We start from the raw sequence: 15,714 nt of genomic DNA on the forward strand, positions 1-15,714 counted from the left end.
AGAACTGAAATCAACGAAAAAGGTTATCTGGCATGATTTTTTATGGAAAGTATCTTAATAATCAAAGCAATAAATTGCTCTCAATCTATGCTGAAGGTAACTCTAAACTTAGACCCTTTACCTTTATTGCTTTCTACTTCAATTTTTGCTTTGTTTATGTCGCAATAGCTTTTTACAAGCGCAAGGCCCAAACCTGTGCCATCATAAGTTCTTGAATAGCCTTGTTCTTCTTGATTAAAGGGCTCAAATAAATGTTGCAAAAAATCTTCACTCATTCCAATTCCAGTATCTCTAACTTCTACAAAGATTTCTCCTTTTTCATTTTTATCTAAATTTATTTCTACTTCTCCAGTGTTAGTATATTTAAGTGCATTATCAATCAGATTGGAAAAAATTTGTGCAACACTGTAATCATCTGCAATTATTTTTGCATCATCAACTTTATTATTAAAAATGAATTTCAAATTTTTCTTTTCGGCAAGTAGCTTATATTCCTCATATAATGAAGGCAAAATATTTTTTCCAAGGTCTATTTCCTTAAAAATTGGTTCATAAGATTTTGTTTGGAGTTCTGAGACATTCAGGATTAAATCAATTGTTCTCATTATTCTTTTATTTGCAAGTTCAATCCCATCAAACAACTCACATATTTCATCATCTGGATTTTTGCACAGTTCTTCTTTTATTAATTGGAGATTACCCATAATAATATTAATTGGTGTTCTTATTTCATGAGACATTTGTGCCAAAAAATTAGTTTTCATTTTTTCTGATGTAACAGCTTTTTCTTTTGCTTCAATTAATTCTTCAATTAATTTTTTCTTTTCTGTTATATCTTGAATAACACCAAACACAGTTTGGGAATCCTTGTCATAAAAAGCAACTGAATGTATATCCCGAATTTCTCCTGTATCAACTTTTTTAATTTTGAACTCTACATCATAGGGAATATCGTTTTCAATTAAATTTTTGAGTGCATTATCAAGAAGATTTCTATATTCGGGTAAAGGCATTTTTTTGATAAGCTCAAAATCAATTTCCTCTCTATTAACACCATAAATCAACGCAGCCCCTTTTGAAGCTGATATTTTTTTTGTATTAAGATTAAGTTCCCAGTTACCAGTTTTTGATGCAATTTCTGCTCTGTTTAATCTGTCATAACTTTTCTTAAGCAATGCTTCTGCTTTTTTCTGTTCTGTTACATCACGGGCAATTCCATGCAACCCAATAATTTTTCCATCTTGATAATGCGGGACTTCATAAACTTCAAGCAATATTTTTTCATTTTTTGAATTATAAATTTCGATATAGATTGGATATTCACACTTTTCACCTCTAAGCATTTTTCTTGTGTTTTCTCTTGCCTTCAAATTTACTGGTGAATCCGTTAGAAACCAATTATTTTGATTAAGCCATTCTTCAACTTTATGACCTGTAATTTGTTCGACTGAGGGAGATATATAAGTTATTCTTCCTTCAGTATCATGTGAATAGAAGAAGAAGTATGAAGTGCCTTCTACAAGCAGTCTCATCTTTTCTTCATTTTCTTTAATCACAGCTTCCAATAATTTTCGTTTGGTTATATCGGTTATGAAACCTTCAAGATAGAGCAATTCCCCACTCTCTGAAAAAATTCCTCTTCCTCTTTCCCAAACCCATTTCATCTCATGAGATTTTGTAATGATTGGGTATTCATATTCAAAGTATTTTCTTTCAGCAAGAATTTTCTGCCATTCTTTCCACAACAATTGTTGATATTCTGGATGAATAATGTCGTTAAAAGCTACAACACTATTGTTAATAAACTCTTCTGGTTTGTAGCCTGTTATTTCTTCACATTGCTTTGATATATAAAACATTGTCCAATTTTTATCATTAGCACATCTGTAAATAAAACCAGGCAAATTATCAATCAGTGTTGATAAAAATCTTTCATTTTCCGAAATCTTTTCTTCTGCTTCCTTTCGTTTCCTATCAATCTCTAAAGTATAAATTGCATACGAAATATCGTTGACAAGTTCTGTTAAAAGTTTTAATTCGTTTTCATCAAATAAATCAGTATCTTCAGAATAAAGATGTAAGCACCATCTTACATCATTCATAAAAATAATCGGGAATAGAGCAAATGACTTGAAATTATACTTATCTGCTGCTTCTCTTATTAATTTGAATTTATTCTCTTCAAAATTGTTGACGATATAATAGCTTTTAGAATTTTTTATGAAATCAATAAATTCCTTCTTTGCAATTATATTTTTTATATCAGTTTTTATTTCGTCATCAGGGAAATTGCCTTGTGAATGAATAGCAATTGGAGTTATTGAGTTATGTTCTTCATCTGTAATTTCTCCTATCCAGGCTAATTTAAATTTGCCTACTTTAACTGCAATACGACATGTTTCATCAAAAATTTTTTGTCTATCTTGTGTTCTAACAATCATCTGATTAATATCGCTCAGCACTGCATAAATCCTGTTCAATCTTTTAATTTCATTCTCAGATTTTTTAAGCAAAGAAATATCTTGAAGCGAAGTTAAAATATATTCTTCATTTTCAATTTCAATTACATCACTATTTGCTAAAACAATTAATTGATTTTCTGTTTTTGTATTTAATGTAATTTCATAATTTCTAATATGATTATTACGCTTAATTTCATTCACTAATAATTGAAATGAATCTTTCTCCTTTATAATTCCAGCTTCAAATACATTTTTCCCAATAACTTCTTCTTTAGAATAGCCAAGTAAGTCTGTCCATGCTAAGTTTACATCTGTGTATTTTAAATCAGGCAATTTTAATAATTCCACTGCAACAGAAGTTTTTTGGAACAATGTTGAAAATTTCTTTTCGCTTTTAAGAAGTTTTTCCTGAAATAATTTTTGATTTGTAATATTTCTTATAACCACTACAACATTATCATAAAGACCTGGGGACATTCGTGCTTCATAAAATTGTATTCCGGCAGTCATTTGTAATTTGTATTCATAAATCTGCATTTCTTTTTTGCTTATTGCTTTTTTAATATTCTCCATAGTCAAATCAGCAAGAAACGGCGGCAGTACTTCTTTTATATTTTTACCGATAAATTCTTCTGGCGGAAGATATAATTCATCTACGGAATAAGTTTTATAAGATAGAAATTTTCCATTCTTATCAATTAAAAAAACAATATCCGGAATGGCTTCGAGGATTGCACGATTTACTGATTCACTTTCTTTTAATTCTTTATTTATCTTCAAATTAATTTCGTGGTCTAAGAGAATTTTCCCAATTAATATGGTTGCGACTGGATAGAAAATTATAACGGTTAGACCCACAGTTTGCAATGCTTGTGATGTATAACCTTTGGGCAGCAAAATCATTAATAAAATCATCAATGAATGAACAATAATTCCAAAGAGATAGAGATTAAGATTGTTGAGGTGAATTTTGTTTTTTTGTCTAAGTGAATAAAAAATTAATCCAACAATAACCGAAGAAGTAATAACAGAAATTCCCATTAAAACTCCACCGCCGCCAAGATAAATTCTCATTGCTGCAGCCAATATTCCCGCAATAATTCCAGATAAATTGCCAAAGAAGAGAGCACATAAACTTAGAACAACTGAGCGGCCATCGAAAATTATTCCTTTAGATAGGACAAAAGGATTTAACATAGCGAGAACAGCAATCAAACCAAAAGTTATACCTTGAAGAATTTTACCAGCTAAAGTATCCCTGTTCCATCTAACATCAATAAAATTAGAAATTACACTGGCTGCAACAAGAACAGATAAGTTATAAATTATCTGAACAATTAACATGCAGCCCCCGTAAAATTTTTAATCAATAGATTTCCTATAAAAAATTTCTCTTAAACGATTATCGATTTTCTAATAAAAAGTTTTATGCATTTAAGTTATATTTAATTTCATTTTGAACTTAATCAGTTTATACTAAACATTCAATAACAAAATAGATAACTGGAATTAAAACAATAAGCAAAAAGCAAAAAAGCAAGAAAAAGTTCATTTTATATGTAATAGTATTTTAGAAAAGCTGATATGAAAAGATAAAGTTGTTGGTTCCATTGAATGATGAAATAGGGGGAGAAATAATTTAGAATTGGTATTAAAGTAATTTTAGGAAGTAAATAAATTTTGTGGAGGTGCGGGGAGTCGAACCCCGGTCCGAAGTTACCTTTCAATGAACGTCTACGCACATAGTCTGTCTTTTGAATTTCGCCCTGTTAACATCGACAGACAGATTTTAACAGGACTATTCCGTTAGAATTTCGCCTTGTCTACACGGACACTCGACTCGGCTATCGTATCATTGACGACGCTCTGTTAAATCCCGATACGAAAGGATTTAAAGAGCGGCTGCTGTTTTTTATTAAGCAGCTAATGCGTAGTTATATTCGCCATTTATTTTTTTACCGTCGTTTAACGTGTCTACGGTGAACACGGTGCGCAGTTCAAAGAACCAGTAACCCCGTCGAAACCACGTCACCCCCAAACTTTTAACAGGGGCTGTCATTATTTCAAGGATTCCATTTTATATCTTCAATCCCGCTGATATAATTTTCATATCTTGCAAGAACAAATAATAAGTCTGAAAGCCGATTCAAATATACTTCAATTTCTGGATTAATTTCTACTTCTTTAATTAATGAAACTACCTCTCTTTCTGCTCTTCTGCAAACTGTTCTTGCTAAATGCAAGTAAGCCGAAGCTTTTGAACCGCCAGGTAAAATAAAATTTTTCAACTCAGGTAGTTTCTCATCATACTTGTCAATTAACGCTTCTATTCTTTTTGTAAAATTATTATCAACTCTTACAATTTTAACAGATTTATTATTTGGTGTTGCTAAATCTGCTCCAATTGTAAAAAGTTCGGACTGTATACTTCTTAATTCTTCTTTAAGTTCCTCAGATTTTAATTCTGTTACAACTATGCCAAGTATAGCATTTAGTTCGTCAACTGTTCCATATGCTTGTATGCGTTGATTATCCTTCCAGACTCTCTCGCCACCAAGCAGTGATGTTTTCCCTTCGTCTCCCTGTTTTGTATAAATTTTCATCTTTCGAACGGTAGTGTTACAATTCTTAGATTTAATTTTTTCTTGTTCATCAGACATTCAAAATTTTCTTTATCTAAAAATTTTTTTCGAATTACAGCCAGTCCAATTTTTTTATTGAGCAATTCAGAATTTACAACACTTGTAATGATTCCAGCATTTTCTCCTTCTAAATCAGTTACTTCACCAGTTAAAACATTATCTCCATTTTCAAAAATTACACCACATAATTTTCTCTGAACTTTATCATAAGTATCAAGTCTTGCAACAACCTCTTGACCGATATAACAACCTTTTGTAAAGCTTACTTCATTTAATAAATTTATTTCATGTGGATTAAAATTAAGATTTATTTCTGATGTATCTGGAATTCCCATTTCAACTCGGAAAACTTGATATGCATCTTCACCAACAAAATTCAGGTCAAATATGCTTTTGTTTTCCAAAATATAGTCGATAAAATTTCCAAGTACATTTTTTTCTAAAAGAATTTTATAAATGTTCAATCCATTTTCTTTATGCAAAAACAAATCGTATTTCAAATTATCATTTGATATTGACAAAACTTTATTTTCATTTAATGAATTATAAAGATTGTTCATCTCATTCGATTGCTCACTTAATATCATTGTTAAAAATGATTCTGTTTGAGGACCAATAATTTCAACTAAAATATATGATGAAGTAATATCAGTTGTTTCAATTTCTTCTGTTATAATATATTTATTAATCCAGTTAAATAATTTTTTCGAATTATCCTGCAGACCTATCAAGACAAAATAATTATTCAAATTCAACAAAGTTGTTCTGTCAATAAATCTTCCTTTTTCATTTAAGAAAAGAGTATTGATTTTCTCAAATGCTTTGAGATTTCGCAAATCATTAGTAGAAATTCTGTGAAGAAAGTCGATTGTGTCATTCCCCTTCAACTGAATTATCACAGGATTATAAAACCTTATCCCAACACCATATCTTAATGAATTGTATTCTTCCTTAAAATTATTTATCACTTTGATTAAAGAATCTTCACAAACACAATTTTTGAATTTATTTTTTAATATTTCATTTACATTCAATACTGAAAATTCCTCCTGATACATAAATCCTCTCATAATTATTTTTTTGATTCTAAAAAAGTTAGTTATTAAAGATTGTGAACAACTGAGTTAAGGAAATTAATACTTTCTAAACCAGCGGGGATTTTTATCTGTAATGTACAATTGTCTTTTTTCACTCCAATAAAATGGTATTGAATCCCGCACTCTGATACGCATTGAATCTTCTATAAATCTGTATTCATAATAATCGGGATATTTATCGTTATTAATATTAGCTAAAGTTCTTTTATGTACAATGCCTGTATAAGTTTCGAGCAAATGCGGTGGTTTGCGCCATCCATCAATCATGAAAAAATTATATCTTCTGTTGCCTGAAATAATTCCATCTTCGTAATAGAGTTCAACATATTTAATATTCTTGGGCGCCCATGTTTTTATTGACATTCTGCTAAATCCACCATGAATTGGGACCTCGGCTTCCCAGATTTTTTCGAATTTATTTTCTTTGCATTCAAACAAAGTTAAATAGAAAAAAGCTGTTCCTAATTTTGTGCTGTCGAGTGTAACAAAACTTGATTCATATCCTTGAACATTTTTTTTCTCTATAAATCTTTCGGTTTCTTTTGAACGAGCGATTAATGCAAGAATAAAATTTCCACCATCATTAAAATAAATTACTGCATTTTTAGGAACACCATAAATTGTAGAAGGTTCATTTTCCATTAAATAAGTTCCTGGAGGATAATTTTCAAGGATATATTCTTTTAATGCAATTGTATCGCATGGGAATCTATTCTTTGCTTGTTCTTTTGCTACCTCAATATTGTATTCTCTAATTTCTCTTTCTTTTCCAGTTGAAGTTGCTGCATCGCCTGTTTCCTTCTTACCAGAAGTACAGGCAATAAGTAAAAGAGGAAATAAAATAATTAAATTATACTTGTTCATTTATTCCTCTTAAAAATATTTTATGTTTTGGAAAATTCATCAATAAAATAAGCTGAACTTAGAATCCCTTTTTCAAAATTTTCTATATGAAAATGTTCATTTGGTGAATGAATATTATCTGTATCCAAACCCAAGCCCATTAAAACTGCTGGGGCTTTTAATTGATTCATAAAATCTACAACAATAGGAATTGAACCACCTTCGCGAGTAAATACAGTTTTTCTTCCAAAAGCTTTTGAAAGTGCTGTTGATGCAGCTTTAACTGCATTGCTGTTTAATGATGTTACAACTGGATAACCATAGTGAATCATTTTTACATCAACCTTTACACTCTTTGGTGCAAGACTTTTTACATAATTTGCAAATTCCTTAAATATTTTTTGAGGATTTTGATTGGGAACCAATCTCATACTAATTTTTGCAGAAGCTTTTGAAGGCAATACAGTTTTAGCTCCTTTTTCAATGAATCCTCCAACAATCCCATTGCAATCTAATGTTGGTCGAACCCAGAGTCTTTCCAGAGTAGAAAAACCTTTTTCACCTTGAAGTTCTTTAACACCAAGTTCATGTGCAAATTTTTTATCAGAAAATTTAAGTCGCTTGAAGTTTTCTTTTTCTTCCGGAGTTAATTTCAAAACATCTTTATAAAAATTTGGTATTGTAATTTTCCCATTCTTGTCATGAAGTTTAGAAATTATTTTTGCAAGCTCGTTAATTGGATTTGCAACTGCACCTCCAAAACTTCCCGAATGTAAATCTGCTTTTGGACCAATAACTTCAACTTCTGTATATAAAAGTCCGCGTAATCCATAAGTAATAGTTGGGACACCTTTATCATACATGCTTGTATCAGAAATTAAAATTGCATCACATTTTAATAAATCTTTATTCTGTTTAATAAAAGAATATAAACTTCCGCTTCCAATTTCTTCTTCACCTTCGATTACAAATTTAACATTCAGCGGAAGTGAGCCGAAAGTTTTAACAAATGCTTCTACACTTTTGATGTGAACAAAATGTTGACCTTTATTATCATTTGCACCACGAGCCCAAATTTTTCCATCACTAATTACAGGTTCAAAAGGAGGATTATTCCACAAATCAATCGGGTCAACAGGCTGAACATCATAATGACCATAAATTAGTAAAGTTGGTTTACCTGGAGCTCCAAGCCATTCACCATATACAATTGGATGTTTTTCAGTCTGAAAAATTTCCACTCTCGTCATTCCTGCTTCTTTCAATTTGCTTGCTGCAAATTCAGCACATCTGTTTATATCTTCTTTATGAGATTCAAGTGTGCTTATACTTGGAATTTTTAAGTATTCGATTAATTCATTTAGATAATTATGGAGATTGGAATTTATGTAATTTAGAACCGCATCCATAAAACCCCCTAAAATTTTATAAAAACTAATTAAGTATTTTCTATGCTCAAATTTACATTGCATTTAATCGGTATTCAAGTTAATGTTTAATCAAATTTCAATTTACTGAATAAAGTTGGTAAATTTAGGAAAGTAATTTTACAGCTCACTTAAATGATATTAATAAAATATATACTCAAAAATCATATTGCCCCGTTTTTCTTTTCTGTTTTTGTATTGATAGCAATTTTTCTTTTGCAATTCCTTATGAAATTTGCAGATAGGTTGGTTGGGAAAGGATTAAGTTTTTGGGTTATTCTAAAATTAATTACATACAATTTAGCATGGATGGTTGTGCTTGTAATTCCAATGTCGGTTCTTGTTGCGGTTTTAATGGCTTTCGGGAATATGTCGCAGAACAACGAGATTGCAATTTTAAAAGCAACTGGAATAAGTTTATATAAAATGATGATACCACCCTTTGCAGCAAGTATTATTCTCGCATTGATGCTTGTTTATTTTAACAATCATATTTATCCAGATGCAAATCATGCTGCAAGATTGTTGATGGAAGATATTTCACGACAAAAACCTACACTTTCACTTGTGCCTGGTGTTTTTTCTCAGGATGTTCCAAACTATTCAATACTTGCTCGTAAAGTTGATGCTCATACAAATGAATTAGAAGATTTAACAATTTATGATTATTCAGAATCGCCAAAAGTAAATATTGTAACTGCATCGAAGGGAAAAATTTATTTGTCGAAGAATCAAAAAAAATTAATCATGGATTTAACAAACGGTGAAATTCATGAAACAGATAATACTAATTCAATTGAATACAGAAGATTAAGATTTCAGCGTCATAAAATTGCAATGCCAGCAGAACAATTTACATTTGAGCAGACTGCACCTGGCGGACCTCGTGGCGATAGAGAATTAGGTGCACCTGCGATGCTGAAAATTGTTGACAGTCTAAATGTATATCTTACTCAATATGAAAACGAATTGAACAAAAAAATTTCTGAATTAATCAAAAAAATTCCTTTGGATAATAAAAATATTGTTCAACCAGATTTGTATTCAAAATTTATATTCATTCGTGCACAGCAAAGAATTAAAGCTGATGAAAGTTCCATATTAAATACTTTATACAGAATTGATTATTATAAAAAAGAAATTAATCGTTACTGGGTAGAGATTCACAAAAAATATTCATTACCATTTGCATGTTTGATTTTTGTTTTAATTGGAGCTCCACTTGGAACTATGACACGAAAAGGCGGTTTTGGAATGGCGGCTGGAATAAGTTTAGTTTTCTTTTTAATCTATTGGGCATTTTTAATTGGAGGCGAAAAATTAGCTGACCGCGGACTTCTATCTCCTTTCTGGGGAATGTGGAGTGCAAATATTCTTTTAGGCATTCTCGGAATTATTCTTACAATAAAAAGTGCAAGAGAAAAAATTACTTTGGACTTTAGTTTCATAAGAAAATATATTCCTCAATCGTGGCTTAAACCTGAAGAAGAATATGAAAATAATTGACCGATATCTTGTCAAACAATTTTTACAATCAATATTTTTTGGCTTGATTGCTTTTACATTACTCTTTGTTGTTATCGATATGATGGAAAAGCTTGGAGATTTTATTGACCAGAATGTTGATACAAATATTATTGTTCAATACTACATTGTATTCACTCCTGAAATCATAAGATTAATGACACCTGTTGCAGTTTTGCTTGCAAGTCTTTTCACTGCTGGCAAATTATCCAATCAAAATGAATTAACTGCCATCAAAGCTGGTGGAATAAGTTTTTATCGATTTGTAGTTCCATTTTTTATTACTGCTTTTATTATCAGTCTTTTTTCTGTTTACTTTGGAGGATATATTGTTCCGATGGCAAATAAGCACAAAGTTTTCATTGAACAAACTTACTTAAAAAAAGGTGTTGTTTATTTCGGAAGTAATATTTATTTCCAAGATACCAAAACAAGAATTGTTACAATCAACATTTATGATTTAGCAAACGACCAGGCAAATCAGGTAAGTATTCAGGAATTTGATTCTAATGATAAAACAAAGTTAATTGAAAGAACTGATGCCTTTAGAATGAAATATGACACAGCAAAAGCATGCTGGATTCTTTATAATGGAATAAAAAGAACATTCAGCGATACGAGTGAAACAGTAGAAAAATTTGTTATGAAAGAGTTTCATGGCTTAAACTTCAAACCGGAAGATGTAATAAAGAAACAAAGGAAGCCGGAAGAACTCTCTCTGCCCGAATTATCTGAATTAGCTTATGAACAAAAACGAACAGGAAACGACCCAACACAAATCCAAATTGAATATCAATCAAGAATTGCTTATGCATTTTCAAGTGTAATTGTAGTTTTATTTGGTTTGCCAATTTCGGCAGGAAGAAGAAAAGGAGGATTGGCACTTCACTTTGGAATCAATCTTTTAATAACATTTATTTATTTAGTTTTTATGAAAGTGAGCCAAGCATTTGGCAAAAATGGAATTTTAGACCCATTCATAACAGCATGGTTTTCTAATTTTATATTTCTGATTGCAGCAATTTTTAATCTTAACAGAGCAATGAAATAAATTATAGATTGGATAAGATTAAAAAGTTATTTTGATTTCAACTCAAATACACCATCCCAATTTTCATCTGGCGGATTAGTCAAATAAAATTCACATCTGTTCATATAAACTTTTGAAGGATAATCTTTTAATTTCTCATAAGAACGCTTGAAATAATCAAACGCAGCATCAAAACTGCGATGTTTATATAATTCTATCCCTTGAAAATAAAAATCCATGTTTTCTATTGCTTCTTCAGCTTTTTTATCTCCCTTCATACTTATTAATTCATAAACTGCTGTTGGTTTGGTTTTCCCTTTAACTCTTACAACATCAAGATAACGAACAAGAAATTTGTCTTTTACCAGTTCATATGTAGATTCACTAATCATTATGCTTGTTCCATATTCTTTATTTGCTCCTTCAAGTCTTGAAGCTAAATTAACATTATCACCAAGGACTGTGTAATCAAATCTTTTTTCACCGCCAATATTTCCAACAATAACTTCACCTGAATTAATGCCGATTCTTATGTGAATTGAAGATTCAGTTTTGTTTGTCCATATTTCTCTTAATTGAGCAAGTCTTGTTTGCATTTGTAATGCTGTAAGACAAGCTTTATAAGCATGATCAGGCACTTCAATTGGAGCACCCCAGAAAGCCATAACAGCATCACCAAGATATTTATCGAGTGTTCCATCATTTGCAATTATTATTTCACTCATTTCATTCAAGAATTGATTGATGAAGCTGACGAGTTCTTCAGGTTGTTTTTTTTCTGCAAATGTTGTAAAGTTTGCAATATCACTAAATAATACAGTTAAATTTTTCTTCTCGCCTCCTAATTTTAATTTTTCTGGATTTGAGATTAATTCATTAACAACTGCATTGCTTACATAATGACTGAACATTCCTTTGATTAAAACATTCTGCTGCCTCTCTTTAAGAAAATGATAAGCAGTACTTGAAAAATATCCTGTCACAACTGCAAGCGATGGACTTACAATTGCCATCACTAATTTTTCTTCAACAAAATAATAAACACTAAGTTGATAGATTAAATAAATACTGAATCCTACAATAATAATGTTCAGCAGCTCAATCAATAAACCAATATGCAGTTTTATTTTCCTTAACAGCGAAGTCAATAGAAATGAATAAAGAGTAAATATAAAAATCATCAAAAGTTCGCCAAGATTAGATTGCCTGTATAAAAAATCACCTTTTAAAATATTTTGAATAACATTTGCATGAAATTCAACGCCATAAATTAAATTGTCCCCTTTTTGCTTTCCTCTTGCAAAAGAAATTGGAAGAATATCTCTATCTTCCGGCATTGTTGAACCAATTAAAACAATTTTATTTTTCAGTTTATTAGAATATAACCACCCTCCATCTGGATTATCCCATGTATTTATGTCTTCTCCAATTTCGATTTCATCAACAGTTTTAAATTCTTTATCATCAAGGACATCAATTAATTTAATACGAGGGAAAGTTCCGCTTGGTCCATAGAAATTTATCAAAATACTGTTCTTATCGTACTGAGGAATTAATTTATCAAAAATTTCAAAGTAATTCTTTTTGCGTTTTGCTGTGTAAGATGCTGGCAATTCAAAGTATTTATTTAATACTGCAAATCCAAAACTTGGTATTAATTTATTGGATGCATTTGATTTAACATAAGGAACATATCTTCTGAAAACCCCATCATTATCTGCAGGTACCTGCACAATTCCTATTGAACTATCTGCATTGTAGAAGTAATTGCCGTAATTTTCATTGAGATTTGTTATAAAGCTTTTATTTTCTTCAAATAATTTTTCCTGTTCTACATCAATCTTTCCTGCAAGAACAACTTTTTTTGAATTTCTAATTGCATCAATCATTAATGAATCATTTGCTGGAGAAAATTGGTCGCTGCTTGTAAAATTTATATCAATGCCAATTGCTTTAACGCCTGCTTCTGTAAGATTATTAATTACTTTTGCAAAAATAAATCTAGGCCAGGGCCATCGATTATAAGGAGCAGGAATTTGTTCATATGCATCTTGAGTTATTTCTACAATTATTACATCGGAAATATCACTTATATCGATTGGTCCTCTTTCCGAAAATCTTCTATCAATTAATTTTAGTTCTAATTCTTTTAGAGGAGAAATTGGGAGAAGATAATCTTGAGTTATAACAATAGTAAAAACAGCAGCAAAAATAATTATCAAAACTTGTTTAAATGCATCGCCAAAAATTTTTTTGCTGCTGTTCATAAAATTATAAAACATATCTTGTAGTTAAACCGACAATAGAATTAGTTGATTTTCCGGGAAATCTAAAAATTCTTGCCTGAAATGCAAGATTAAGATTTCCAATTAATTTGTAATCAGCAATTAATTCCAATGCTTGTCTCTTATAATCTCCGATGCTTGGACTTAAAGTAGCTGAAAGTGTTAGTTTATTCTCAAGTAATCTATATTTTGCACCTGCTGTTAAAGTGAAATATTTAAATTGAGAATTCCCAATTTCTGTAGAACTGTAAAGAATCTGGAACACAGAGTTCAAATTGCTCTCCCAGAAACTATTTAATGAAAATGAAACTGAATTAAAACTTGCATCAAAATTTCTTGGACTTCTATCATCTCTTTTCTGAGTTGATAACGATAATGATGTATTGTGACGAACACCTAATTTCAAATCATATGAAAGAAGCAATGTAAATCGATTAGTAATTTCATCAATAACATAATTATTGAACAAAGTGTCAGTTACACTTAAGCCATTATTATTTTTCCTAAGATAATATCCAACTGTGATATTTGGGAAATTTAATCTTGTAAATATTGAGGCAGTTGCACTGAATGTTTCATAAGTTGTTGTAGCAATTTTTGTTTTTTGAAGATTGTCTTCTAATTTTTCATAACCAACTGAAAGGAAAAATCTGTTATCGAACATTCTAATTCTATCAACAAAATTAAATCCTTTAATGTCTGTCTGGATAAACGGCTGACCAAGTGAAAGATAATCATTTCCTCTGTAAACATAAGAAGCTTTCAAAGAATTATTAAAGTAGTTAAGACTTAATGCTGCCTCGCCTGCTAGAGAAGCTAATTTTTGCGGGTTCAGCGGACCGATATATTGATTTACTGTAATAAATTTTCCAAGAATTTTTTTAATAGTTTTAATCTGGTCGGGGTCAATATCAAAAGCAGAACCTTCTCCAAATATTGAATCAATTTTTGCATCTGATAGAGTTCCAGAAGAAATATCTTTATTAAAAATACTAAATGCTGCCTGAGAGGTAAACATTATATTTTGGTCATCAAATGCAAACATTAAATCTGTTCCAAAGACAGCATTTTCTTGTGGACGAGAAGCAAACTCAACTGAATTTGGGTCATCTTTTGAATGCAAGAAAGTAAATCCCCATTGAAAATTTTCTCCACTTCCAAATGATGGTCGAACTACGAAAATATTTCTTTTATATGTCCCAAACTTAACTTTACCATATGGATAACCATATTTACTTTCATTTATTGCAATAACATCATAAGCAAGAGGAGCATCTCCTTTTTGATAAGTTTGCAAAAGTGTTCCTTCAATCTTTCTTTCTGTTTCACCAAATGCAGTTTGAATATTAATTCCTCCTAAATTTAATGCTCCATTAAATCCCCTTACTCTTTTACCATTCATTATCAAATTGGGGAACTGAGGATATGAATCACCTAATTGTAAATTCAATAAATCACCATTACGAATTGTAAATGTATAACGATTGTATGGCTGCAAATAATTTTTTTCTTCTGAGGTAACATATAATTGTCCGCTAAACAGCCATTCTCCTGATGTCAATTTGGCTTCTGCACTTAAATTATTATACCATGTTGATGATGAACTATAATTTTCATTTCTTGATTCTGCTCTTAAGTTTCCATTTATATTCCATTTTCTTGCAATTTTTTCAAGTACTTTCTTGGTTGCAATTAAAATATTTCTCTCAGCTGTATAATATAGTTTCCCTTCGTTGTCATATACTTCAACTTTCACTTCTGCTGAACCATATTTTAGATTACCAATGCTCTCACCGCTTATTACTATCAAATCTTCTGCGATTAACATATTTTGTGATATATCAATATCATTTAAAAAAACTCTTGTTTTTTTAATATCAATATTCGAAGGTGCCTTTATGAAAGAAATTGTGATTAAAAAATTTTCTGTAGAAAGGATTTCCCCTTCTTCTGGACTAAGTATTAAAATTTCTTTTTCTTTTTCAGTTTGTCCTGCAATTGCCAATTGGAAATGTGAAGTTCCTTGTTCAATTCCTGCTGGATAAGTATCAATTGTTCCATCTTTCAAATTAATTATAAAAAAATATTCAAGTGTTGGGGGTTTAACTTCGTCAGCTGGTATTGTAATAGTTGCATTAATCCCGGTAATCTGCATTTCTTTTTTATTAAACTCATTTTGACCAAAAAATCGATAAGCTAATTGAATCGATGAAATATTTTCTCCAGAAACCAAGTCAACTGAAATATTAATTGGATTGTTAATTTTAGCTTCACTGATTTTAACATTTAATATGTAATTACTTTCCTGTGAATAAATAAAACTTGTTAACAGAAAGATGATTAATGTATTTATAGCAGCAAAAATTTTTTTGTTCATACAAACCCCTGATAATTTGTAAAAATT

General features: G+C 30.4%; 9 protein-coding genes and 1 other RNA gene. 2 read left to right on the forward strand and 8 right to left on the reverse strand.

Annotation, left to right across the window (positions count from 1 at the left end; all coding sequences use genetic code 11):
• Positions 1-80 precede the first annotated feature (80 nt).
• The 6 genes from AC27L2_RS00290 to AC27L2_RS00315 form a co-directional block, all read right to left on the reverse strand.
• Entirely contained in the window at positions 81-3,806 is a 3,726-nt protein-coding gene (locus AC27L2_RS00290) for a PAS domain S-box protein (protein WP_487209654.1), read from the reverse strand.
• Positions 3,807-4,142: 336 nt separating this feature from the next.
• Positions 4,143-4,498, reverse strand: a transfer-messenger RNA (tmRNA) gene (gene ssrA, locus AC27L2_RS00295).
• A gap of 27 nt (positions 4,499-4,525) precedes the next feature.
• A complete protein-coding gene (locus AC27L2_RS00300; RefSeq protein ID WP_487209655.1) occupies positions 4,526-5,065 on the reverse strand; it encodes a cob(I)yrinic acid a,c-diamide adenosyltransferase in 540 nt (179 codons plus the stop codon).
• Entirely contained in the window at positions 5,062-6,162 is a 1,101-nt protein-coding gene (gene ygfZ / locus AC27L2_RS00305) for a CAF17-like 4Fe-4S cluster assembly/insertion protein YgfZ (protein ID WP_487209656.1), read from the reverse strand. Before ygfZ ends, AC27L2_RS00300 begins: the two co-directional genes overlap by 4 nt.
• Before the next feature lie 75 nt (positions 6,163-6,237).
• A complete protein-coding gene (locus tag AC27L2_RS00310) occupies positions 6,238-7,065 on the reverse strand; it encodes a hypothetical protein (RefSeq protein WP_487209657.1) in 828 nt (275 codons plus the stop codon).
• Positions 7,066-7,085: 20 nt separating this feature from the next.
• A complete protein-coding gene (locus tag AC27L2_RS00315; RefSeq protein WP_487209658.1) occupies positions 7,086-8,453 on the reverse strand; it encodes a dipeptidase in 1,368 nt (455 codons plus the stop codon).
• A gap of 153 nt (positions 8,454-8,606) precedes the next feature.
• Between AC27L2_RS00315 and AC27L2_RS00320 the strand changes: the two genes are divergently transcribed.
• Positions 8,607-9,977: an LptF/LptG family permease gene (locus AC27L2_RS00320; protein ID WP_487209659.1), complete on the forward strand. Its 1,371-nt coding sequence runs from the start codon at positions 8,607-8,609 to the stop codon at positions 9,975-9,977.
• The gene (locus AC27L2_RS00325; RefSeq protein WP_487209660.1) at positions 9,964-11,046 is read left to right on the forward strand and encodes an LptF/LptG family permease; all 1,083 of its coding nucleotides are present in this window, start codon (positions 9,964-9,966) and stop codon (positions 11,044-11,046) included. The genes AC27L2_RS00320 and AC27L2_RS00325 overlap by 14 nt, the downstream gene beginning before the upstream one ends.
• Positions 11,047-11,072: 26 nt before the next feature.
• On the opposite strand, the gene AC27L2_RS00330 is transcribed toward AC27L2_RS00325, so the two are convergent.
• On the reverse strand, positions 11,073-13,292 hold the full coding sequence (locus tag AC27L2_RS00330) for a CHASE2 domain-containing protein (protein WP_487209661.1): 2,220 nt from the start codon (positions 13,290-13,292) through the stop codon (positions 11,073-11,075).
• 4 nt (positions 13,293-13,296) lie between these two features.
• The gene (locus AC27L2_RS00335; RefSeq protein WP_487209662.1) at positions 13,297-15,687 is read right to left on the reverse strand and encodes a TonB-dependent receptor; all 2,391 of its coding nucleotides are present in this window, start codon (positions 15,685-15,687) and stop codon (positions 13,297-13,299) included.
• Positions 15,688-15,714 lie beyond the last annotated feature (27 nt).

It is taken from the genome of Rosettibacter sp. KY25 (assembly GCF_057554405.1).